The sequence below is a fragment of the Methylobacterium sp. J-048 genome, assembly GCF_022829515.1.
GTDB lineage: Bacteria > Pseudomonadota > Alphaproteobacteria > Rhizobiales > Beijerinckiaceae > Methylobacterium.
The window spans coordinates 18,476-41,276 of record NZ_JAKSYL010000231.1; the positions used below are offsets into that span (position 1 = coordinate 18,476).

At 69.5% G+C, this 22,801-nt stretch carries 21 protein-coding genes; 12 read left to right on the forward strand and 9 right to left on the reverse strand.

Annotated features, from left to right (window positions below; all coding sequences use genetic code 11):
- Positions 1-24: 24 nt before the first annotated feature.
- From lptM to MKL09_RS23580, 4 genes are all read right to left on the reverse strand, one after another.
- Positions 25-372, reverse strand: a complete 348-nt coding sequence (gene lptM, locus MKL09_RS23565) for an LPS translocon maturation chaperone LptM (protein WP_244024245.1) — start codon at positions 370-372, stop codon at positions 25-27.
- Between the two features lie 116 nt (positions 373-488).
- On the reverse strand, positions 489-791 hold the full coding sequence (locus tag MKL09_RS23570) for a 3',5'-cyclic-nucleotide phosphodiesterase (protein ID WP_244024247.1): 303 nt from the start codon (positions 789-791) through the stop codon (positions 489-491).
- Positions 792-918: 127 nt separating this feature from the next.
- On the reverse strand, positions 919-1,608 hold the full coding sequence (locus MKL09_RS23575) for a hypothetical protein (protein ID WP_244024249.1): 690 nt from the start codon (positions 1,606-1,608) through the stop codon (positions 919-921).
- Positions 1,609-1,717: 109 nt separating this feature from the next.
- Positions 1,718-2,338 (reverse strand): DUF1134 domain-containing protein, encoded by a 621-nt coding sequence (locus MKL09_RS23580; protein ID WP_243962467.1) that lies wholly within the window; start codon positions 2,336-2,338, stop codon positions 1,718-1,720.
- Positions 2,339-2,962: 624 nt separating this feature from the next.
- Here MKL09_RS23580 and MKL09_RS23585 point away from each other — a divergent pair.
- On the forward strand, positions 2,963-3,412 hold the full coding sequence (locus MKL09_RS23585; protein ID WP_244024251.1) for a YHS domain-containing (seleno)protein: 450 nt from the start codon (positions 2,963-2,965) through the stop codon (positions 3,410-3,412).
- On the opposite strand, the gene MKL09_RS23590 is transcribed toward MKL09_RS23585, so the two are convergent.
- On the reverse strand, positions 3,393-4,277 hold the full coding sequence (locus MKL09_RS23590) for a 3'(2'),5'-bisphosphate nucleotidase CysQ (protein ID WP_244024253.1): 885 nt from the start codon (positions 4,275-4,277) through the stop codon (positions 3,393-3,395). The genes MKL09_RS23585 and MKL09_RS23590 overlap by 20 nt on opposite strands.
- Positions 4,278-4,624: 347 nt before the next feature.
- Between MKL09_RS23590 and MKL09_RS23595 the strand changes: the two genes are divergently transcribed.
- Together MKL09_RS23595 and MKL09_RS23600 are read left to right on the forward strand one after the other, a co-directional pair.
- Positions 4,625-5,635: a cytochrome-c peroxidase gene (locus tag MKL09_RS23595; protein WP_409566976.1), complete on the forward strand. Its 1,011-nt coding sequence runs from the start codon at positions 4,625-4,627 to the stop codon at positions 5,633-5,635.
- 123 nt (positions 5,636-5,758) lie between these two features.
- Positions 5,759-7,420 (forward strand): methyl-accepting chemotaxis protein, encoded by a 1,662-nt coding sequence (locus tag MKL09_RS23600; protein WP_244024257.1) that lies wholly within the window; start codon positions 5,759-5,761, stop codon positions 7,418-7,420.
- A gap of 24 nt (positions 7,421-7,444) precedes the next feature.
- On the opposite strand, the gene MKL09_RS23605 is transcribed toward MKL09_RS23600, so the two are convergent.
- Positions 7,445-10,381: a bifunctional [glutamine synthetase] adenylyltransferase/[glutamine synthetase]-adenylyl-L-tyrosine phosphorylase gene (locus MKL09_RS23605; RefSeq protein ID WP_244024259.1), complete on the reverse strand. Its 2,937-nt coding sequence runs from the start codon at positions 10,379-10,381 to the stop codon at positions 7,445-7,447.
- A 424-nt stretch (positions 10,382-10,805) separates the two neighbouring features.
- On the opposite strand from MKL09_RS23605, the gene chpT reads away from it, so the two are divergent.
- The 9 genes from chpT (at position 10,806) to MKL09_RS23650 (ending at position 20,089) form a co-directional block, all read left to right on the forward strand.
- Positions 10,806-11,516, forward strand: coding sequence for a histidine phosphotransferase ChpT (gene chpT, locus MKL09_RS23610; RefSeq protein WP_244024261.1), 711 nt, complete (start codon positions 10,806-10,808; stop codon positions 11,514-11,516).
- Between the two features lie 103 nt (positions 11,517-11,619).
- Positions 11,620-14,364 (forward strand): hybrid sensor histidine kinase/response regulator, encoded by a 2,745-nt coding sequence (locus MKL09_RS23615; protein WP_244024263.1) that lies wholly within the window; start codon positions 11,620-11,622, stop codon positions 14,362-14,364.
- A gap of 45 nt (positions 14,365-14,409) precedes the next feature.
- Positions 14,410-14,901, forward strand: coding sequence for a chemotaxis protein CheW (locus tag MKL09_RS23620; protein WP_244024265.1), 492 nt, complete (start codon positions 14,410-14,412; stop codon positions 14,899-14,901).
- Positions 14,902-14,911: 10 nt separating this feature from the next.
- Positions 14,912-15,304, forward strand: a complete 393-nt coding sequence (locus tag MKL09_RS23625; protein WP_244024267.1) for a response regulator — start codon at positions 14,912-14,914, stop codon at positions 15,302-15,304.
- Between the two features lie 46 nt (positions 15,305-15,350).
- Positions 15,351-16,544 carry a chemotaxis-specific protein-glutamate methyltransferase CheB gene (gene cheB / locus MKL09_RS23630; protein ID WP_244024269.1) on the forward strand — a complete coding sequence of 398 codons (1,194 nt, stop codon included), beginning with the start codon at positions 15,351-15,353 and terminating at the stop codon, positions 16,542-16,544.
- On the forward strand, positions 16,541-17,407 hold the full coding sequence (locus MKL09_RS23635) for a CheR family methyltransferase (protein ID WP_244024271.1): 867 nt from the start codon (positions 16,541-16,543) through the stop codon (positions 17,405-17,407). Before cheB ends, MKL09_RS23635 begins: the two co-directional genes overlap by 4 nt.
- A 284-nt stretch (positions 17,408-17,691) precedes the next feature.
- Positions 17,692-18,351 (forward strand): hypothetical protein, encoded by a 660-nt coding sequence (locus MKL09_RS23640; protein WP_244024273.1) that lies wholly within the window; start codon positions 17,692-17,694, stop codon positions 18,349-18,351.
- 184 nt (positions 18,352-18,535) lie between these two features.
- Positions 18,536-19,552, forward strand: coding sequence for an asparaginase (locus tag MKL09_RS23645; RefSeq protein ID WP_244024275.1), 1,017 nt, complete (start codon positions 18,536-18,538; stop codon positions 19,550-19,552).
- A gap of 6 nt (positions 19,553-19,558) precedes the next feature.
- Positions 19,559-20,089, forward strand: coding sequence for an isochorismatase family protein (locus MKL09_RS23650; RefSeq protein WP_244024277.1), 531 nt, complete (start codon positions 19,559-19,561; stop codon positions 20,087-20,089).
- A gap of 4 nt (positions 20,090-20,093) precedes the next feature.
- Here MKL09_RS23650 and MKL09_RS23655 read toward each other — a convergent pair whose 3' ends face one another.
- The 3 genes from MKL09_RS23655 to MKL09_RS23665 form a co-directional block, all read right to left on the reverse strand.
- Positions 20,094-20,687, reverse strand: coding sequence for a sigma-70 family RNA polymerase sigma factor (locus tag MKL09_RS23655; protein ID WP_409566977.1), 594 nt, complete (start codon positions 20,685-20,687; stop codon positions 20,094-20,096).
- Positions 20,681-20,959 (reverse strand): NepR family anti-sigma factor, encoded by a 279-nt coding sequence (locus tag MKL09_RS23660; RefSeq protein WP_244024279.1) that lies wholly within the window; start codon positions 20,957-20,959, stop codon positions 20,681-20,683. The genes MKL09_RS23655 and MKL09_RS23660 overlap by 7 nt, the downstream gene beginning before the upstream one ends.
- A 653-nt stretch (positions 20,960-21,612) precedes the next feature.
- Positions 21,613-22,569 carry a hypothetical protein gene (locus MKL09_RS23665; RefSeq protein WP_244024281.1) on the reverse strand — a complete coding sequence of 319 codons (957 nt, stop codon included), beginning with the start codon at positions 22,567-22,569 and terminating at the stop codon, positions 21,613-21,615.
- Between the last annotated feature and the right edge of the window lie 232 nt (positions 22,570-22,801).

The window sequence follows — 22,801 nt, forward strand, 5'->3', positions numbered from 1 at the left end:
GAGCGCGGCTCCGGCACAAGCCGTCTACAGCAGCGGATCGAGAATGAAAGGCTCCTTGGGGATCCGATAGCCGCGCTTCGCGCCGCGGCTGGTCTCGATCGGCGCCCCGGTGCCGCCCGGCGGAACCGCCGCGACGGAGAGTTCGTCCCCGGACCGCACGCCCTCGGCCGTCGGCTCTTCCGCGCCGCCGCCGAGGCCGACCGAGACCGGCAGGGTCCGGCGGCCGTTGGCCGTGTCGGATCCCGCCTGCGCGGCCGGGGCCGGGGCTGCAGTCTGCGGCGGCTCGAGAGAGCCCCGTCGTCCGCAGGCGGAGACCGCAAGGGCGACGAGGCCGGACACGGCGAGGAGCTTCAGGGCGGGAGACGACAACATCACGCGCGGGTCCGACGGGCTCGGCGCCGGCGCTCGAGAGCCGGCGGGAACGCTAGCTTAGCGGTTGCCGGGCGCCGGCGCGAGCGCGCAGCCGCCACACGAGTCCCGGTCTCGCCTCAGCCGCGTTGGTCCTTGGTGCCCTGCGCGCCCTGCTTGCCCTTGGCCGGGGCGTCCTGCTGCTGCTGGGCCTCGTAGGCGTCGATCGCCCGGCGGCAATTCTCGCTGAGCTTCTTCCAGTTCTTCTGGAAGCAAGCGTCCGTGGCGGGATCGTCGGGGGCCAGGTTGCCGCAATAGGTCAGGTAGTCGCCGGTGCAGTATTTCTTCAGGGTCTCGTTGCCGCGCTTCGACTGCTGCGCCGCAGCCGGCAGCGTCAGGGCGGTGGCCGCCGCGACGGCGAGAAGGATTGGCTTCAGGCGCATGGGGATACGTACCATCTCTTGGAGTCAGGAATGTCGGGATCAATCCGGGTTGCGATGATGCCTTTGCATGGTCGAAACAAGGCAACCCGCGAAGGTTTCTCGGTGGCGATCGGCCGGCGCGGCCCGGTCAGACGCGCTCGGGCTGCGGGGCCGGGAACGCCGCCCTGGGCAGCCGGTCCTGACCGGTCAGGGCGTCGGCGACCTCGGTGATCCGCCGGCGCAGATCGGCGTATTCCCCCTCGGGGCCGCCCTGGCGATCCGCCAGAGTCTGGGCCAGGGCCTCCTCGGCCGCCTTCAGGCTGGCGCGCAGGGCGTCGCGCTCAGCTGCCAGGGCGGCCTGATCGTCACCCTGCGGCTGATCGGCCCTTCGGCCCTGCCGGACCGCCAGCAGGCTGTCGAGCAGATCCGCATGCGCCTCTTCGAGGACGCGCAGGGTGGCGACGCTCGCGGTGCCGTCCTCGCGGGCGCTGGCCAGCTCGGTCTCGAGCTCCCGAGACTTGGCCTGCGCCTGCGCGATCTCCGCGTCCCGGGCCGCCACGTCCCGGGCGAGGGCGGCCGCCCGCATCGCGCCGGCGCCGATCGCCGCGAGGTCCTCGTGGCGCTTGGCCTGCACGGTCTCGACCCGGCGCTCCAGGCGCCGCTGCTGCACGGCGAATTGCGCGCGCAGGAAATCCCGCTCCGCGGCGATCTCGGCCGGCGACAGCGGCAGCCGTGCCTCGGCGCGTCGCCGCGCCAGGCGTGCCGCGCGCGCGTTGAGCGCCGGGAGCAGCAGCAGGCCACACAGGCTCGCCGCCAGAAAACCCAGCGCGAAGATCATCACGGTTTCGATCACGAGGGAGCAGCCCGCGCATACGGCCGGAAGACCCGGCCCGGCCTCAGTCTAACCCAGGTCGGTTGCCGGGGCGAAATCAAGCTACGCTCATCAATCAGAACGGGTTCCAGGTCGCCTCCCGGGTGAACTTGAGATAGCCGACATTGATGCCCAGCCGCGCGCCGACGCCGCTGCGGATCGGGACCACGATGATGCGGTCGCTCACCACCGCGGTCATGCCGAAGCCGCCGACCAGATAGGCCGAGCCGTCGACGCCGCCGAAGCGCCGGAACAGCTCGCGCACGTTCGGCAGGTTGTAGACCAGCATCATGGTGCGCGCGCCGTCGCCGCCGACATCGAAGCCCACGGACGGACCCTGCCAGTAGACGTGCTTCTGACCGGCATTGCGGGTGTAGAGCGTCCCCTCGCCGTAGCGGACGCCGGCCACCACCGCGCCCCCGCCCTCCTGGCCGAGGATGTAGCCGTTCGGCTCCCCCCAGCGCCGCCCCGCCTCCTCGACGGTGAGCGCCAGACCGCGGGAGACCGAACCGAAGAAGCGGTGGCCCGATTCGACGATCTCGCCGGGGCGGAACGTCTCGGGCGTATCCTGGTCCTCGCCGCGGGCCAAAGCCGCGCCGATCCCGGCGAGGCCCGCCAGCGGCGTGCCCAGCGCCAGGCCGAGGCCCGCGCGGAGCAGGTGGCGGCGGTGGGTGCCGCGCTCGTCTCGTGCCGTCATCGTTGCCTCCTCGCCCGGTTCGACTCCGCATCGCCTTTTTCCCGAAAGCCGGTGGCCACCTTTCGGGACGATGCTCTAACGGTTCCGCGGTGGATCCTGTCGCCACGCCCACGGGCCGGTCTCAGCCGCCGCCGCGACCGGGATCGTCTCGCGATCCGGGACGGCGCGGACCGCTCCGTCGGACCAGCTTCTGAGGAAAACCGCAAGATGTGGTTAACGCGCCCTGACGCCGCCCCCGCACCGGGCTCGATGCGCGCGCCGGATCGCGACGCCGGACCTCATGGTGTTCATGCATCTCCGGACGAGGCGCGGGTCCCCTCTCCCGTGCGGGAGAGGGACAGGGTGAGGGGTGCGACCTTTCCGGAAAGACCTGGTCCCTCACCCCAACCCTCTCCCGCACGGGAGAGGGGGTGCGTGGCGGCTTTCGCAAGCCGATGTGTGAACGTCGTAGCCACCAAGAGGGTGGGGGAAAGGCCTAGTGTTTCAGGGGCTTGCTGCCGATACCGACGGGTCGATCAGCTAGGCCCCGCACCGGGGGCAACCGATCTTCTCAAATGCGCCGGTCGCATCAAGAAACTATGCCTCCGCCCGATCGCATCGCGATCGGGAACCGCCAAAGCTCTGTTGCTCGCCGCCCTCCTGATCACGGCCGGTGTGCCGGCAGTGGCCGAGCCGGCAGCAACCACGATCGAGCTGCTGGCGCTGCAGGGCTTCGACCCGGTCAGCTACTTCCTGAAGGACGGGCCGGTGGCCGGCGCCGCGCGGTTCGAGCTGTCCTGGGGCGGCCGGGTCTGGCGCTTCGCCAGCGGCGCCGACAGGGCGGCCTTCCGAGACAATCCGGAGGTCTACGCCCCGCGGCTCGGCGGCTTCGACGCCGCCGGGATCCTGGACGGGCGCCTGGTCGATGCCGACCCGCTGGTCTTCGCGGTGATCGGCGAGCGCCTCTATCTGTTCCGGGACGGGGAGCGGCGCGCCCGGTTCCTGGCCGAGCCCGCGCTGGTCCGACAGGCGGAAGCCGCCTGGCCCGGCCTTCAGGATCAACTGGATATGCCGATCAGGGATGCGCCGCGGTGAGGCGCGTCTTCGGCGTTCGCCCCTTTCCGCCTGGGGCGGGCAGGGCGAGCCCGATAGCCAAGTCCGGGTCGCCCAGGGCCGCGAACGGCCCGTTGCGGTAAGCGGCCCCATAGCGTCCGTACAGGATCGGACCGCCGCCCGGGACCACCACGCAGCCGCCGGCCGCCGTCAGGATGTGGTCGCCGGCGGCCGTATCCCATTCCATGGTCGGGCCGCAGCGGATGTAGACGTCCGCCTCGCCGGCGGCGATCAGGCCGAACTTGAGCGCGGATCCGGATTGGCGGGTCTCCGACACGGGCAGCGCTGCGAGGCAGGTGGCGGTCTCGGGATCGCCGTGGCGCCGGCTCCCCAGGGCCATGAGGCCGCTGCGCGGCGCAGGGCGGGTCCGCACCGGCCGGCCCGCGCCCGGTCGCCCCTCGATCACCGGGCCCTCGACGCTGGCCTGTCCCGCCCACCAGACCCGGCCGAGGCCGGGGGCGACGAGGGCGGCGGCCACCGGCCGCTCCCCCGCCACCAGGGCGATGTTGACCGAATAGTCGGGCGTCCCGGCCAGGAAGTCGCGGGTGCCGTCCAGGGGATCGACCAGGAAGAAGCTTTGGGCCGGCCGCGCCGCGAGGTCGTCGGCCTGCGCACTTTCCTCGGCGATGATTGCGATCCCGGGAAAGCGCGCGGTGAGCGCCGCGACGATCAGGGCCTCGGCCTCGACATCGGCGTCGCTCGACGGCGAGCCGTCCGGCTTGAGGGCGTGCGAGCAAGGGCCGCGATGATAGCGGCGCAGAACCTCACCAGCGGCGCAGGCGATCTCGGCGAGCGCTGCGGCAATCCGCTCGCGCTCAGGCCCCGAAAACATCGCCGCGCCGATCATTGTTGCCTCCCGTACCCGCCTGCATGCCCGAGCGGGTTGAGATTGTCGACGGTTTCGGCCGGGAAACGGTTCCGTTGCGTGGTCCTGCGCGTGGGAAAAGTCGCCGCCGAACGGACCGCTTCGACCTTGGCGCGGGCGATTCAGGCACGATCCATCCCTCACGGCCCAGCGCGGGCCCCCTCAAACACCTCAGAACGACGCGCCGAAGAAAAAACCGACCGTGCGATCTCTTCTTAAGGAACAGCTAAACCGGGACCGGATAGTTCTGTGCGATATCAGGCAAAAAACTTGCGGTTGGGCTGCGAGTTTTGTTACGCAGATCGACCAAGCTAAATCCGAGACACGTCATGGCTCCAGGAAGACATTTAACGCTGCCGATATATTTGCTTATTTTGTTTTGGTCTTTTGGTACGAATGCAGCAGATTTGGATGCCATCAAGGCTCAATACAAGAGGCCGACCGCGATTACATTCCCGGAGGATGCGCCGTTCTCGCCACAGACGGCGACCCTCGGCAAGATGCTGTTCTTCGATCCCCGGCTGAGCGGGAAGCAGAATCTCAGCTGCGCGAGCTGCCACAATCCGTCCTTCGGGTTCGAGGTTCCCGTCCCCGGGGCGATCGGGGCGGCCAACACGCCGCTCGCCCGCAAGGCGCCGACCCTGCTGAACGCCGCCTGGATCCCGACGCTCTTCTGGGACGGGCGCGCCCCGAACCTGGAGACGCAGGCGATGGGACCGATCACGGCCGAGGCCGAGATGGACGGCAAGTTCACCGAGATCGTCGCCACGCTCACGCGCATACCGGAATACCGGGCCTGGTTCGGCAAGCTGTTCCCGCGTGACGGCATCACCCAGGACAACCTCCTGACCGCGATCGCCACCTACGAGCGGACGGTCGTGGCGGAATGGGCGCCGTTCGACCGCTGGATCGAGGGCGACGCGACCGCGATCTCGCCGGCCGCACAGCGCGGTTTCGCCCTGTTCACCGGCAAGACCGGCTGCTCGGGCTGCCATACCGGCTGGAACTTCACCGACAACAAGTTCCACGATCTCGGCATCCCGACGACGGATATCGGGCGCGGCGCCTTCGAGCCCGACAATCCGCTGGCGCAATATGCGTTCAAGACGCCGGGGCTGCGCAACCTGACCTACCGGTCGCCGTTCGGGCATGCCGGCCAGTTCGCCAACCTCGAAGAGATCGTCGCGTTCTACGAGACCGGCGGTGTCGATCGGCCATCGAAGTCGCCGCTGATGAAGCCGCTCACTTTGAGCCCGGAGGAGCGCGCGGACCTGATCGCCTTCCTGCGCTCGCTGACCGCGGAACAGACCCGGACCGCCTTGCCGAACCTGCCGAACTAGCGCGTCGCCCCGGATGCCGGATCCGGGGCGACGCGCCAAAGCTTTGATTTTGCATCATTTTTTCCCGATAGCCGGCAATCGTCCTTCGGGATGGTGCGCCAAGCGGTAAACCGGGAAGTCGCCATGTCCATCCGCTACAAGATCCTGCTCCCGCTCCTCGGCTTCCTGCTGCTTGCCGGCCTCCTGGCCGGGATCACCGGCCTCGTCGGCCTCGGCGCGGTCGGCGATCTGTCGCGGCTCGCCGACCGCACCACCGAGGCGGCCGAGACGAGCCGCGCCGCCCGCGACCAGTTTTACCGGGCCGAAGACCTGGTCGGGCGCGTGAGCGCGATGACCGACCTCCTCGACATGGCGCCGATCCAGACGGAGTTCACCGGGGCGGGCGACCGATTGACGGTGCTGCTCGGGCGCCTGAACGAGATCGCCCTGTCCGAGCCGATGCAGGCTTTGGTCCGGAGCGCGGAAGCCGAGGCGCGGCAATGGCGCGGCGATGCCGAGGTGCTGCTCGGCATCCGGCCGGCGCGGGAGATCCCGGTTCAGGAGCGGATGGCCCAGCAGAGCCGGCGCCTGCGGCAGCGATTCGACGAAGCCGTAGCCCTCGCCGCCGCGGATGCCCGGGCCCAGATGCAGGCGACCCGCGAGGCCACGGCCTGGAAGATCTGGGCGATGCTCGGGCTCGGGGGCGGCGTGGTCCTCATCGGATCGATCACGGCGTGGTGGCTCGCCGGAAACCTGGGCCGGCCGCTGGTCAGGCTGACCGACGAGACCATCCGCTTGGCGAACGGCGACACGAGCGTCGCGCTGGCTGCCGCGCACCGCCGGGACGAGATCGGCGCCATCGCCCGCGCCGTCGTGGCGATCCGCGACACCTCCCGCGCGGAGGCCGCTCAGCAGGTCGAGGCCACCGAGGCCGGCCGCCTGCGTGAGGAGCAGGCCCGGCGCGCGATGCTGCACGATCTCGCCGACCGGTTCGAGCGCTCGGTCGGCGGGATCGTCGCCCATGTGACCGAGGCGGTGACCGGCCTGCAGGCCTCGTCCGGCACGATGCAGGTCGCCGTGGGGGGGACGGCCCTGCGCTCCACCAGCGCCGCGGAGGCCGCGCACCGGACCGCCGGGAACGTCAACGCCGTGGCGGCGGCGGCCGAGGCTCTGGGCTCGACCGTGCAGGAGATCGGCCGGCAGGTCGCCCATGCCGCCGACATGTCCTCCGCCGCCGTGGAGGCCGCCGCGCGCACCGATGCGATCATGGCGGCCTTGTCCGCGGCCGCGACCCGGATCGGTGACGTGGTGGGCTTGGTCTCCACCATCGCGGGCCAGACCAATCTGCTGGCGCTCAACGCCACGATCGAGGCGGCCCGCGCCGGGGAGGCCGGCCGGGGCTTCGCCGTGGTGGCGTCCGAAGTGAAGGAGCTGGCCGCGCAGACCGCCAAGGCCACCGACGAGATCGGCCAGCAGATCGGCGCCATCCAGGGTGCGACCAGCGGGGCCGCCGAGGCGATCCAGGACATCACGGCCCAGATCCACGCGCTGAGCGGCGTGACGACGCGCATCGCCGGCGCGGTCGACGGGCAGGGCGTCACCACGCGGGAGATCGTGCGCAGCATGTCCGATGCGTCGGGGGGGACCGACAAGGTCACCGCCGACATCTCCGAGGTCGCCCGCTCGGCGGGCGATGCCGGTCATGCCGCCAAGGCCGTCGCCACCTCCGCCGACGATCTGGCGGTCCAGTCCCGCGCCCTGCACACGGAGATCGATCAGTTCCTTAGAAACGTCCGGGCCGCCTGAACGCGTCGCCGATGGGGCGATGCCCTATCCTGGGGACGCTCCGATCACCGTCCGCTTGATCCGCGCCAGCAGCGCGCAAGTCCGGCGCCGGTGGCGATGCAACTCCGCCGCGAGGCTGCGGGCATCGGGCAGGCCCACGGCCTTGGCGATCTGCCGGGCGGCGCTGTCGGAGGGGACGGCGCCGGGATCGGTCATCACCAGCCGCTGCCACTGGTAGACCGCGTCGAGGAAGTCGTAGGTCTCCGCCAGGGGCTCGGCCATGGCGGCGGGCAGCAGACCGTGCTCACCGGCCCGGCGCAGGATCGCCTCGCCGGAGAGATCGATGCCGTCGTGCCAGGCTTGGGGGTGGCTCAGCACGATGGACTGCGCCAGGAAATCGAGATCGAACAGCCCGCCGGGGGCGAGCTTCAAGTCGTAGGGCCCGGCATGGCCGCGCTCGTTGGCCACCAGCCTGCGCATGTCCCCGGCCGCGGCGCAGACCTGGGCTGGATCGCGCGGCTGCGCGATCGTCTCGGCGATCACCGCCATGACCGCCGCCCCGAGTTCGGGATCGCCCGCCACCACCCGGGCCCGGGTCAGGGCCATGTGCTCCCAGGGTTCGGCCGCCTCGCGCTGATAGGTCACGAAGCCGTTGAACTGCACGGCGGGCGGGCTGTGGCTGCCGTAGGGCCGCAGGCGCAAATCGACCGCGTAGAGCCGGCCGCGGCGTGTGGCGGTGGTGAGCGCCGCGTAGAGGCGCTGGGCCAGGCGGTTATAGGCCACGACCGCGTCGAGCGGGCGCGGGCCGTCGCTCATCCGGTTCTCCGGATCGAAATCGTACAGGAACACCAGATCGAGGTCGGAGACCGCGCTGAGCTGCCGGGATCCGAGCCGGCCGAGCGCCAGGACGCAGCACCGGCCCTTGGGCACGGCGCCGTGGTCCCGGGCGAAGCGGCGCTCTTCCGCTTCGAGGTTCAGCGCGACCGTCGCCTCGGCGATGGCCGAATAGGCCTCCCCGGCCTGGCGCGGCGTGATCAGGCCGGACAGGAGCCGCGCCCCCGTGACGAAGGCCATCTGGCGGGTGGCGTCCCGGCACCGGTCCCAAAACTCCTCGCGGCTCGCGGGCTGCCCGACCAGCGCTCGGTATTGTTCCTGCACCTGCTCGGGGGCCGGCACCGGCGCCACGAAATCCGGGTCGAGCACCGTGTCGAGCACGTGGGGGCTGAGGCTCACCGTGTCGGCGAGATGGGGCGAGGTCCCGAGAATATCGGCGAACAGCAGGCGCAGGCGCGCGTGCGAGCGCAGGATGGCGAGCAACTCCGCCACCGCGGGCATCCGGGCGAAGGCCCGGTCGAGGGTGAGGAGAGCGGCGTCCGGATCGTTGGTTCCGCCGAGCGCCCGCAGGAGGCTCGGGAGCAGCTCGGTCAGGATCTCCCGCGCGCGGCCCGCTTGGAGCGCCGGCCGGCGGCCGACATGCCAGCCCTGCACGGTCTCCCAGGCCAGCCGGGAATCGCGGAACCCGAATGCGGCCAGGGTCTCCAAGGTGGCGGGGTCGGGCTCGCTCTCGCCGAAGACCAATAGGTCCTCCGGTTCGCCGTCCCCCGGCCGCGCCTCGAACAGCAGGGCGTAATGGGCCTGGACCCGGCCGGCTTGGTGGAGCAGCGCCGCCTCGAACTCCGCCCGCGTGTCGAAGCCCGAAAACCGCGCCAGGGCGTCGAGCGCCGCATCCCCGGTGGGCAGGCGCTGGGTCTGCTCGTCGCGGATCATCTGGATCCGGTGCTCGAGGGTGCGCAGGAACCCGTAGGCCGCCGTGAGCTCGTCGCGGGCTTTCGCGTCGATCCAGCCCTCCTCCACGAGGCGGGCCAACATCTCGACGGTCCGGCGCCCCCGCAGGGCGGGCTTGCGGCCGCCGAACACGAGCTGCTGGGTCTGGACGAAGAACTCGATCTCCCGGATGCCGCCGCGGCCGATCTTGATGTCGTGGCCGGCCACCGTGATCGTGTCGTGCCCGCGAACCAGGTGGATCTGGCGCTTCATCGCGTGGATCTCGGCGATGGCCGCGAAGTCGAAATGCCGGCGCCAGATGAACGGCGCGAGATCGGCCAGGAACGCCGCCCCGGCCGGGATGTCGCCGGCGATCGGCCGGGCCTTGATGAAGGCGGCGCGCTCCCAGTTCTGGCCCAGCGTCTGGTAATAGTCGAAGGCGAAGCCGGTGGAGAGCGCCACCGCCGTCGAGCCCGGGTCCGGCCGCAGCCGGTAGTCGATCCGGTGGACGTAGCCGTCGGCGGTACGCTCCGACAGGAGCTTCACCAGGCCTTGCGCGAGCTTGACGAAGAACGCCTTGGGATCCCCGCCGGTCGCGGCGGCTGCGCGCTCGCCCTCGTAGAAAACGATCAGGTCGATGTCGCTGGAATAGTTCAGCTCGGCTCCGCCATGCTTGCCGAGCGCCAGGATCACGAGCCCGGAGTCGACCTGGGGTGCCTCCGGGTCCCGCGGATGGAACCGCCCGGCCGCCATGCCCTGCCGGAGCAGGGCGTCGGTGGCTGCGCTCACCGACGCGTCGGCGAAATCGGACAGGGCTCGGACGACCGCGTCGATGTCCCAGCAGCCGCCGAGATCGGCGAGCGCCACCAGGAGGGCGTGCTCTTCCCGGTTGCGGCGGAGCCAGCGTGCGACCTCCGCCAGATCGGGATTGTCGCCGCAGGCGCCGCCCACCGCGCGCTGCCGGGCGATGATCGCGCGGCTCGCGGCCTCGGGCGGCTGTTCCATCAGGCCGACCAGGCGCTCGGGCGAGCGGGTGACCGCCTGCCAGAGGAAGGGCGAATGGTCAGCCAGCCCGAGCAGCAGGGCGCGGCAAGCGGGGGTGAGGAAGCCCGGCGGGCAGGCCGGTTCGATCTCGGCGAGCCGGGCACGCGCCACGTCGGGATCGGCGGGCTTCAAGCTGGGGCGGAGGTTTTCGCGCAGGGACGGTGCGGGCTGCATCGGGCGGGGCCAGATCAGCGAGGGCGGTCGGGTGCCGCGGGCCGGCGCACCGGGACGCGGGCTGCCTGACGCCCGATGGCGGTTTCGCGTCTCACGCCGCTTCCTCCCTGGCTCGAGCCGGGTTCGATCGCGTCGGGCCGTGGGACGGCTCGCGCGGGTTGGCCGCCACCGTACCCGATCCGGGCGCGGCCGGCACCGGGGCCGGTCGAACCGGCCGGTAACGCTTTTCAAAGCCGACCGTGGCGTCTATCCGTGCGGACCGATCCATCGCCCCCGGTCCGACCGGCGGGCCGCGTGGGATGTTTCGCGGGGACTCGACCGCTGATTGGGCGGCCAAGGATCGGTGAGTCCGATCGGCGGCTCCGAAGCGATGAGCCGGCCCGCAGAGTGTCCGACGTACAGATCCGCCCGCCCGGAGCGCACCATGTCCTCCCCGAACGCACCCCGCCTGAATCTCGACGGCCTCGACCTCGCCGCCCTGCTTTGCTCCCGCGTCTGCCACGACGTGATCAGCCCCGTCGGCGCGATCGTGAACGGGCTGGAGGTGCTGGAGGACGACGATGACGAATCGATGCGGGTCTTCGCCCTCGAACTGATCGGCAAGAGTGCCCGGCAGGCCTCGGCCCGGCTGAAATTCGCCCGGATCGCCTTCGGGGCGGCGGGCTCCGCCGGCGCCTCGATCGACCTCGCCGATGCCGAGGGCGTGGCCAAGGGCATGTTCAGCGACGAGAAGACCAAGCTCGCCTGGAGCGCGCCACAGGCCCTGTTCCCCAAGAACAAGGTCAAGCTGCTCCTGAACCTCGTGATGATCGCCACCTCGGCGATCCCGCGGGGCGGGCTGATCGACGTCGTCGTTTCCGGCGACGGCGAGGCGCCGACCCTGGTGCTCAAGGCCAAGGGCTCGCATGCCCGCATCCCGCCCCATGTCGAGGAGCTGATGGCCGGCAGCCCGGAGAGCGGCACCGTCGATGCCCACGGCATCCTGCCGTTCTATGCCGGCCTCGTGGCGCAGGCCGCCGCCATGGATGTGCGATTCGCCATCGAAGGTGATGAAGTGACGATCACGGCCTCGCCGACAGTGATCGCGCCCCCCGCAGAGGCCGGTGACGAAGCTTCCGACACTGCTCTGGCCTAAAAAACTGGAAAACCTCGGGGTGGGGAGGGGATCGAAACGCTTCCCTAACCCCGCGTGAGTAAGTACGTTGCGCGAGAGCCTCTTCGTGTAACGAGTATCGCTTATGGACGACCTGCTTCGTGAATTTTTGACCGAGAGCGGGGAACACCTCGACACGGTCGATGCTGAATTGGTTCGGTTCGAACAAGATCCGAACAACCAGACGATATTGCGGAATATTTTTCGCCTCGTTCATACGATTAAAGGAACCTGCGGGTTTCTCGGGTTGCCGCGCCTCGAAGCCTTGGCGCACGCCGCCGAGACCTTGATGGGTCGCTTCCGGGATGGCCTGCCCGCCACCTCCGAATCAGTCACGGTGATTCTCTCGACCCTGGACCGGCTCAAGGCGATCCTGGCCGACCTGGAGGCCACCGGCACCGAGCCGGCGGGCTCCGACGACGATCTGATCTCCGAACTGGAGCGCATGGCGACGGCCGAGCCCGCGGCCACGCCGGCCCCCGCGCCCGAACCGGTTCTGCCGGAGCCGGTCTCCCGCGAGCTGAAGCCCGGCGAGGTCTCCCTGGACGATCTTGAGGCCGCGTTCCTGGCGGCGCCGGGTCCGAGCGAGGCGGATTTCGCCGCGCCGGTGGCGGCCCCCGTCGAGGCGCCCAAGGCCGAGGCGCCCAAGACCGAATCACCGAAGGCCGCCGCGCCGAAGCCTGCGACGCCGAGGGCCGAGGCCGCCGAGGTCGATTCGACCAAGGCCGAACCGGCGGGGGACGCCGAAGCCGTGGTGGCCACCGAGACCACGGCGACCGGCAGCAAGATCCAGACGATCCGCGTGAATGTGGATACGCTCGAGCACCTGATGACCATGGTCTCGGAGCTGGTGCTGACCCGCAACCAGCTCCTCGAGATCGCCCGCCGCCACGAGGATTCCAGCTACAAGGTGCCGCTCCAGCGCCTGTCCCACGTCACGGCCGAGCTGCAGGAGGGCGTCATGAAGACGCGCATGCAGCCGATCGGCAGCGCCTGGCAGAAGCTGCCCCGCGTGGTGCGCGACCTCTCGGCCGAACTCGGCAAGCAGATCGACCTCGTGATGGTCGGCGCGGAGACCGAGCTGGACCGGCAGGTCCTCGAGGTGATCAAGGACCCGCTGACCCACATGGTCCGCAACTCGGCCGATCATGGCCTCGAGTCGACCGCCGGGCGCGTGGCGGCGGGCAAGCCGGCCCGCGGCACGATCCGGCTCGCCGCCTATCACGAGGGCGGTACGATCACGATCGAGATCGCCGACGACGGCAAGGGCCTCGACCTCGCGGCGATCCGCAAGAAGGCGGTGGAGCGCGGGCTGGCGGCCCAGGCCGATGTCGAGCGGATGACCGACGCGCAGGTCGCCAAGTTCATCTTCGACGCCGGGTTCTCGACTGCGGCGGCGGTCACGTCGGTGTCGGGCCGCGGCGTCGGCATGGACGTGGTCAAGACCAACATCGAGACCATCGGCGGCATCATCGACATCGCCACCACGGCGGGCCGCGGCACCACCTTCACCATCAAGATCCCGCTGACGCTGGCCATCGTCGCCGCCCTGATCGTGCGGGCCGGCGAGCACCGCTTCGCCCTGCCGCAGGTGGCCGTGCTGGAACTCGTGCGGGTCGATGCCGGGGCGCAGCGGGTCGAGCGTATCAACGGCTCGCCGGTGCTGCGCCTGCGCGAGCGGCTGCTGCCGATCGTCTCCCTCACCGGCCTGCTCGGACAATCGGACGGGCAGGGCGCGGAGACCGAGCAGGCGGGCTTCGTGGTGGTGGCCCAGGTCGGGCGCGAGCGCTTCGGCATCCTGGTCGACGAGGTCTTCCATACGGAGGAGATCGTCGTGAAGCCGATGTCGGCCAAGCTCCGGCACATCCCGATGTTTGCCGGCAACACGATCCTGGGCGACGGCGCCGTCGTGCTGATCGTCGACCCCAACGGCGTAGCCCGGCAGGTGGCCCAGGGTATCCAGGGCAGCAACAGCCATGCCGATGCCGACGCCGAAAGCGAGGCGGCCGAGATGGGCGATGCCAAGACCACGCTGCTGGTGTTCAAGGGCGGCCAGGGCAGCTTCAAGGCGGTGCCGCTCTCGCTGGTCACCCGCCTCGAAGAGATCGAGTGCGACAAGGTCGAGTGGCTGGGCGGCCGTCCGCTGATCCAGTACCGCGGCCGTCTGATGCCGCTGGTCCCGGCCGACTCGGCAATCACGATCCGCTCCGAGGGCACGCAGGCGCTGGTGGTGTTCTCCGACGGCGAGCGGGCGATGGGCCTCGTGGTCGACGAGATCGTCGACATCGTCGAGGAGCGCCTCGACATCGAGATCGCGGCGGACCGCTCGGATCTGATCGGCTCGGCGGTGCTGCGCGGCCGCGCCACGGACATCATCAACATCGCCCACTTCCTGCCGCTCGCCTACGACGACTGGGCGCGCGGCCCGAAGAAGGCGGAGCAGGTCTCGACGCTTCTGCTGGTCGACGACTCGGCCTTCTTCCGCGACATGTTGAGCCCGGTTCTGAAGGCCGCGGGCTATCAGGTCGTCACAGCGGCGAGCGCCGAGGCCGCGCTGACGATCCTGCAGTCGGATGTGCGGATCGAGGTCGTGGTCACCGACCTGGAGATGCCGGGCCGCAGCGGCTTCGACCTCGTCGCCGCCATGCGGAGTGCCGAGCCGCGGCTCGCCGGCCTGCCGGTGATCGGCCTGACCGGGACGGTCGGCGCCGACGCGGTGGAGCGGGCCCGGGCGCTGGCGATCAGCGACCTCGTGGCCAAGTTCGACCGCAGCGGGCTGATCGCGGCTTTGGCCGAGATCAGTGCCACCAATGTCTCGCAAGCCGCCTGATCCCGGCTCCGCCCGCCACACGACGATCGAATCCGGAGAGTTCTGATGCAGGCTGCCAACGCCAACGGCGCCGAGACCGGCCCCACCGACGAGTATGTTACCGTCTATGTGGCCGACACCCTGTTCGGCCTGGCGATCGAGCGGGTCCACGACGTGTTCGTCCCCTCAGGGGTAACGCCGGTGCCCCTGGCGCCCAGCGAGATCGTCGGCCTGCTGAACCTGCGCGGGCGCGTGGTCACGGCGGTGTGCCTGCGCCGGCGCCTGGGCCTGCCCGATGCCGTGGCGCAGGACGACAAGGCCAGCCCCAAGATGGCGATCGGCCTGGAGCAGACCGGCGAGACCTTCGCGCTCGTGGTCGACGGCGTCGGCGAGGTGCTGAAGCTCGGCGCCGACAGCCGCGAGGCGGTGCCTATCAACCTGGATCCGCGCTGGCGCAACCTCGCCACCTGCGTCCACCGCCTCGACGGCCGCCTTCTGGTGATCCTCGACGTGGACGCGCTCCTCGGCTTCAGCGCTGCCGGCGCGAAGGCGGCGTGAGGGAGGGGGTATGAAAGCGCCACACGAGACGACCTGCCTAGTGGTCGACGATTCCGCGGTGATCCGAAAGGTCGCGCGGCGGATCATCGAGGCCCTGGGCATGAATGTAAGCGAGGCTGAGGACGGCAGCGCCGCCCTCGAAGCCTGCGCGGCCAACATGCCGGACGCGATCCTGCTCGATTGGAACATGCCGAACATGGACGGCTACACCTTCCTCCAGACCCTCCGCCGGAGCGAAGGGGGCGCAGCCCCGAAGGTCCTGTTCTGCACAACCGAGAACGATGTCGGAGCGATCGCCCGGGCTCTCCGAGCCGGGGCGGACGAGTACATCATGAAGCCGTTCGACCGCGACATCCTGGCGGCCAAGCTCGAACAGGTCGGCTTGGTCGCAGACGCGGCCTGAATTCGACACCGCCATCGCTCAAGACCCAGTTCCCGAGGCAATTATCATGGCCCTGAGCCCCGCGGTGGTCCCACTCCGCAGTCCGCCTGCACACTCTACGACCTCCGCGGCGGCGCCAATCCGCGTGCTGATCGCCGACGATTCCGCCGTCGTGCGCGGGCTCGTCGCCCGCTGGATCGCCGAGGCCGGGTTCGAACTCGCCGGCACCGCCTCCAACGGCCGCATCGCCCTGGAGATGATGGCCAAGCACGACCCGGATGTCGTGCTGCTCGACATCGAGATGCCGGAGCTCGACGGCACGACGGCGCTGCCGCGCATGCTCGCGATGAGCCCGAATCTCCAAGTCGTGATGATGTCGACGCTGACCACGCGCAACGCCGACATCTCGCTGAAATGCCTCGCCCTCGGCGCGGTCGACTACATCGCCAAACCCGAGAGCAACCGCGGCGTCACCACCTCGGAGACGTTCCGGGTCGAGCTGATCGAGCGCGTCCGGGTCTTCGGCGCCGCCCGCGCCCGGGCGCGGCGTCCCGCGGGTGCCCCGGGAGTCCAGCCGGCCCCCGCCCACGCGGCGCCCGCTCTGGCACCCGTCGCGCCGGCCCCGCGTCCGCCGACCCCCTTCACCCTCCGACCGAAGGTGCGAAGCCGCACCCAGCCCCGGGCCCTGCTGATCGGCTCCTCGACCGGCGGCCCCCGGGCCGTGGGCGAACTGCTGGAGGGCATCGGTGCCGCCACCCTGCGCCGCCTGCCGGTGCTGATCGTGCAGCACATGCCGCCGATCTTCACCGCCGTGTTCGCCGAGCATCTCTCCACCCGCACCGGCCTGCGCGCGGCCGAGGGCAAGGCGGACGAGCGCCTGGAGGCGGGCCGCATCTACGTTGCGCCGGGCGGGCGCCATATGGGGCTCGTGGCGGGTCCCAACGGGCCCACGATCCAGCTCACCGACGGGCCGCCGGTGAATTTCTGCCGCCCGGCGGTCGATGTGCTGTTCAAGGATGCGGCATTGGTCTTCGGGGCCGCCACCGCGACGGTGATCCTCACCGGGATGGGCTCGGACGGCACCAACGGCGCCCGCGCGCTCACCGATGCGGGCGGCCCGGTCCTCGCCCAGGACGAGGCGACCAGCACCGTCTGGGGCATGCCCGGCAGCGTCGCCCGGGCCGGCCTCGCCGAAGCCGTGCTGCCGCTCCCCGAACTCGCGACGGCGCTGCGCGCCCTGATCACGGGGCAGCCGTCATGACCGAACTCGAGTTCGAATATCTGCGCAGCTTCCTCAAGCAGCGCTCCGGCCTCGCGCTGACCGCGGAGAAGCGCTACCTCGTCGAGAGCCGCCTGACACCGGTTTGCCGCCGCTTCGGGCTCGCGACCCTCGGCGAGCTGATCGGGTCGCTCAAGCTCGGCCAGGACGGGGCGATCGAGCGCGCCGTGGTCGAGGCGATGACCACGAACGAGACCTTCTTCTTCCGCGACCGCATCCCGTTCGACCTGTTCCGCGACACGATCCTGCCCGAAGCCCTGGCGCGCAATGCCAGCAAGCGCCGGCTGCGGATCTGGTGCGCGGCGGCGTCCACCGGCCAGGAGCCTTATTCCCTGGCCATGCTGCTGCAGGAGGCCGCGCCCAAGCTCGCCGGGTGGCAGGTGGAGATCGTCGCCACCGACCTGTCCACCGAGGTGATCGAGAAGGCCAAGCTCGGCCTCTACAGCCACTTCGAGGTCCAGCGCGGCCTGCCGGTGCAGTGGCTGATCAAGTACTTCACCCAGATCGGCGAGCAGTGGCAGATCGCCCAGAGCCTGCGCTCCATGGTGGATTACCGGCAGCTCAACCTGCTGCACAGCTTCGCGTCGCTCGGCCAGTTCGACGTGATCTACTGCCGCAACGTGCTGATCTACTTCGACGCGCCGACCAAATCGGACGTGCTGGCCCGGCTCGCGGCCCAGCTCGCGCCGGGGGGCGCCCTGCTGCTCGGGGCCGCCGAGACGGTGATCGGCCTGACCGACCGGCTCAGCCCGAATCCGAAGCAGCGCGGCCTCTACGGCCACGCCGAGCCGGTGGGCCGGGCCCAAGAGATGGCCGCGCCCCTGCGCGTCGCTGCCGGCGTCTGACGGCCCGGCCGCTGGTCGAAGCCCGGTTCGGACCGGGGAAGCGGAAGCGGGAATCGCGCACGCCATCGGACCCCGGAGCTTCGTCCTGGATATCGGATCCAGACGCGGCTCCGGGGTTCTGCTGTCTCGGCAACCCGAAAGCTGGCATTCACCTTTCGGTGAGGCCTCAAAATGGGACCATCCAGATCTCTGTTTCGGAAAGACGCTTTTAAGAACCGCGTGGGTAATTTGCACACGGACCCGCCGCCGGGCGAATCCGGCGAATCCGTGCCCAGAGCGCCCGTATGAGTACCGTCTCCTCCGCCACGACCTCTCAGTTCGCGGTCCAGCGACCGCCGCCGCCCCAGGGCTCCGGCAAGACCCGGATGACCGACACGATCAGCAGCGAGCTGTCGGCCGGCACCCTCAGCAGCACCGACGCCACCGCCCTGACGAGCGCCCTCAGTTCGATCGATTCGAGCCTATCGTCGGGCACGACCGCCTCGACGTCGAGCAGCAGTGCCGCGGATACCAAGCTCGACCCGTCGTCGATGAAGGACCGGATCGACAGCCTGATCTCCAATCAGGTCAGCAGCGGCAGCCTGACGAGCGATCAGGCCACGGAGCTGAAGACCCTGTTCGCCAGCCACGGCCAATCGACCCAGACCGCCGACGCGACCGGTTCGAGCGCCGACGGCGTCTCCGGGGCCGGCGGCCCGCCTCCGGGGCCGCCGCCCGGCCCGCCCCCGGGTGCCGACGCTTCCGGAAGTTCGTCCAGCAGCACGTCCTCCGGCAGCACGTCCTCCAGCGGAACATCCTCGACCGGCACGTCCGCGAGCGACCTGCTCTCGACCTTCATCCAGCAGCTCCAGGCTTCCCAGTCGAGCGGCGCGAGCTACGGAGCGAGCGGCACGACCGGCTCAGGCACCAACGCCTCGGCCCTGCTGTTCGACTTCCAGAGCTGACACCGCGGCCGCGGAGGGAGCGACACCTTCGCGGCCCCGCCCTTGCCGCCATATCCGCGTCCCGTCGCCCGGCGCATCGCCCGCCTGCGCGCAGCGGGGTCGACCGCGGCCAGCCGAGCCTGCATTCAAGGGCCTGCATGGCCCGGGACCGGTGGACGGCCCGGCGGCGGCCAGGAGGCGCGGCATGGCGGCAAGATACGGGGCGGGATTGCCCAAGGTCGCGTTCATCGGCACGGGCGGGACGATCGCGTCGCTGGGGCGCGATGCCCTCGACATCCTCGACTATTCCGCCACCGACCGGCGCCTGGAGGCCGGGGCGATCCTGGACGCGGTCCCGGAACTTGCCGCCGTCGCCGCCGTGATCCCGGTGCCGTTCCGGGCGGTCCCGAGCCCGGCGATCGGGTTCGCCGAATGGCGCGACCTCGTCCTGTTGTGCGAGCGCACCGCCGCGGAACATCCCGATCTCGCCGGCATCGTCATCGGGCACGGCACCGCCACCCTGGAGGAGACCGCTTACGCGCTCAGCCTCACCTTGACGGTGGATCTACCGGTGGTGCTGGTCGGCTCGCAGCGGCCGATGAGCGCGCTGTCGACCGATGCCAAGCTCAATCTCGTCGCGGCGATCCGCACCGCCGCCGCGCCCGAATCCCGCGGGCGCGGCGTGCTGGTGGTGCTCAACGACGAGATCCAGGCGGCGCGCGAGGTGACCAAGACCTCGGTGGCCCGGCTGCAGACCTTCCGAACCCCGGATTTCGGCGTGCTGGGCCAGGTCGACGGCGATCATGTCCGGTACTACCGCCGCTCCGAGCGCGCGCACGCCCCGGGTACGCCCTTCGACATCCGAAGCCTGCCCGCGCTGCCGCGGGTCGACGTGTCCTACGGCTACGCCGACGCCGACGGCACCGCGGTGCGGGCGTTCCGGGCGGCCGGCGCCCGCGGCCTGGTCTCGGCCGGGCTCGCACCGGGCATGACCCCGCCGGGCGAGGCCGACGCCCTGGAAGAGGCTGCCGCCGCGGGCATCCTGGTGGTGATGTCGACCCGGGCCGGGAGCGGGGTGGTGCCGCTGACCACGCGCCTGCGCGCCCGCAATATCCTCAGCGCCGACAACCTGACGCCGCAGAAGGCGCGGATCCTGCTCGCGCTGGCGCTGACCGTAACGGCCGAGCCCGAGGCGGTCGCGCGCTTCTTCGCCACCTACTGAGGAACGATGCCGCTGATCGATCCCGCCCGTTCGCTTCTCCTGGTCATCGACCTCCAGGTCCGGCTGATGCCGGTCATCGCCGACGGCGCCGGGGTGATCGCCAATACGGGGCGCCTCGTCGCGGCGGCCGAGATGCTCGACGTGCCGGTCCTGTTCACCGAGCAGAATGCCGGCGGCCTCGGGCCGACCGTGCCGGACCTCGCCCCGGAGCCGGGAACGGCGTTGCCCAAGATGAGCTTCGGCGCCACCCAGGCGCCGGGTTTCCTCGACCGGATCGGCGATCGCGACCTCGTGGTCGCCGGCTGCGAGGCGCATATCTGCGTGCTGCAGACGGCGCTCGGGCTCCTCGAGGCCGGGCGGCGCGTCTCCGTGGTGGCCGACGCGGTCGGCTCGCGCCGGCCCGAGAACCGGGATGCCGGCCTCGCCCGGATGGCGGCCCACGGGGCCGAGATCGTCACCACCGAGATGGTGGTGTTCGAGTGGCTCGGCACCGCCCGGCACCCGCGGTTCCGCGAGGCGGTCAAGCTGATCAAGTAGGCGCTCAGCGACTGTCCAGCGCCGCCCGGGTGCGGGCATCGGTGCCGATATCGTCAGGGCCTTCGAGTTCCAGGACCTCGATCAGGCGCATCCGGGCGCGGCTGACCCGGCTCTTGATCGTTCCGACCGCGACGCCGCAGATCGCGGCGGCCTCCTCGTAGGTGAAGCTCTGGGCTCCCACCAGCACCAGGGCTTCCCGCTGGGCATGGGGCAGACGGTTCAGGGCGCTCTGGAACTGCGCCATCTCCACCCGGATCTCCTGCTCGGGCAGGGAGGTCAGCTGGCCGGCGAGCACGCCGTCGGCATCCTCGACCTCGCGCTTGCGCTTGCGTTGTTCCGAGTAGAATAGGTTGCGCAGGATCGTGAACAGCCAGGCCGTGAGGTTGGTCCCGCGGCGGAAGCTGCCGGCATTGACCCAGGCGCGCACCAGCGTGTCCTGGACGAGGTCGTCCGAGCGGTCGAAATCGTAGGTCAGCGAGAACGCGAAGGCCCGAAGCGCCGGGATCGCCCCGAGCAGGAGATCGCGCATCTCGGCATCGACCCCCTGGGATGGCGGCCCGGAATTGCTGCCGGCGGGAGCGGCTTGGGTCATCAGCATCGCGGGGCCTCCGTCTCGGAGCATGCGGCGAGGTCGTCGATCAGCGTTCGGAGCCGCTCCGGGATCGGCAGAGCCAGGACATCGGCGTAGTGCAGGCGCAGGCCGCGTCCGATCCGGGCGCGATCCGCGTCGCTGATCGCCCGGCGCCCGGGCGCGGACCCTTGGCCGGGGCCATCGGGCAGGGGGGCGGTATCGTTTGCGGGCGCCAACTCGGCTCCGTCCGCGCCTCCGACGAGGCGCGTCACCACCCGGTCATCCTTGCCCTGGCTCATGATCACGCCCCGACCATCGACGATGCGGCCCGAGGGGCCGGTGCTCCGCCGTCCCGGTCTCGCGATCGGCCTCGGCGGAAACGCGATTCATCGCCTTCCGACGGCGCTGGTAGGCGCGATGGATTTAATCGGTTCTGAACTTCGCATTCATCAAATCTTAATGTCGTAATTTATGAGCTAGACCATGATTAATCGACGTAAATAACAGATACAATGCAGAAATACTGGACTTAGCTTGGCTGTAAATCAAGGTCGTGTGCGACGGCTGAATGAATGCTGAGCACGCGTCTCCGGCTTCCGGCCCCGCGCTCCCCCGCCGGACGGGGCAGACCGCACGGTGCACGCGCGGCCGAAGTGGAAACTGACGGGTTGCCGAGGCAAGCAATGAGCTGCGGACTTCAGCCGCTCGCGCTCCACGGCGCGCATTGCGCCGGAATATGGTGCCGGTGGAGAGGAGCAAAAGGCTCTAAAGAGCATCCTAAGATGTTGATTTACAATGATTTTAACTTGCGCTCAAGGCCTCTTGTTACACCAGATGATACACCAAGTGGTCTCGGTTTGGGATACGCGTGGAGGGGTTTAGGCTCACAGAGTGTTCCCCGCTTTAGCTATGAGATGTAGGAAAGACCCGGAGCACCAGTTGCGAGGTGGCGTTATTGACCTAGCAAGGGATTTCTGAAGCGCTCCCTGGGCGGGCTTTTCATGGCAAGCACCGTTGGATCGATAGCCGCCATAGCCTCATCCAGCGTGCTCACACGGCGTCTTCGGATTTGCACAGGGACGTTGAGGGTTACCGGGCTTGGTATGTTCGCAGCCGAGACACGAACCCGGATCACTCCTCGGACCATCTCCGAACCATCGCTCTCCATCAGCACGCGCCAATCAAAATTCTCGGGGTCGAGTTGGTGCCGGAACTGCTCACAACGAAGTTCCCACTCAGCGGATGGCTCATCGTGCCGAGGGTGGAAATAAAAGCCGTAAGGATCGCGCGTGGAACTGCCTGCTAAAGATTTGTAGAGCGGAATCGCTGGAAGGCCTGAGCCTTGGAAGGCATCTGAGTTACCAATCGAGCGCACAGCATCGAAGATACTCGCCCCCATCCCTCCTTCTGGAGCATATACGCCCGATGGCGGCTTTGGAGGAGATGTAAGGCCGCCGTTGTTCTCCTCTCGAAATTCCCTGACCAAATCCAAACAAACTCCCGACTTACAAACGAACGATATGGCTAAGTCATCGGCGGGCGTTGAGCCGCTGTTGATCAACTCAAAGTGAACATGCGCCTTGGCCTCCTTGTTGTTGAGGTACGTATGGTATGATCTCAATGACTTCTCGATGCCTTCTCGCCATCTCTCGTGCCTTGTGTTGTAGTGGGACACATCAATGTCGGAGGGCGGACTCCAGACGACGCGACCAAACACGCCCTGATACGCCCCTCCGACACCTTTGCGGCTCTTGCCGGTTTCTGGCTCCGGAAAATCACGCTTTGGTGGATGCAAACGGTCAAGTTCTGCCTTGATTGTGGCAAGTTCATCAGCTGTGAGAGTTTCATACTGAGTCACTTCGACGTCCAGGCGCTCGATGAACCCTCCACTCGGATCCTTAGCTTGCACAGAGAGAACGGGTTGATCGTCCCCCTGTGAAGTGGTCCGCCCTGAAGCATGGCTTTTGAGCCGACAGAGGACGGAACAGATGGCCTAACGACCCAAGCCGGAGGAGATCGTGAGTAAGCTGCTTCAGTTCGACGTGCTGGTCTCACACGGACAGAGCGTCGCCGCGTCGATCAGGGCGACAGGCGTGCCCGAGTGAACATACCATGGCGGCCGCAAAGAGTACGGCAGCCTG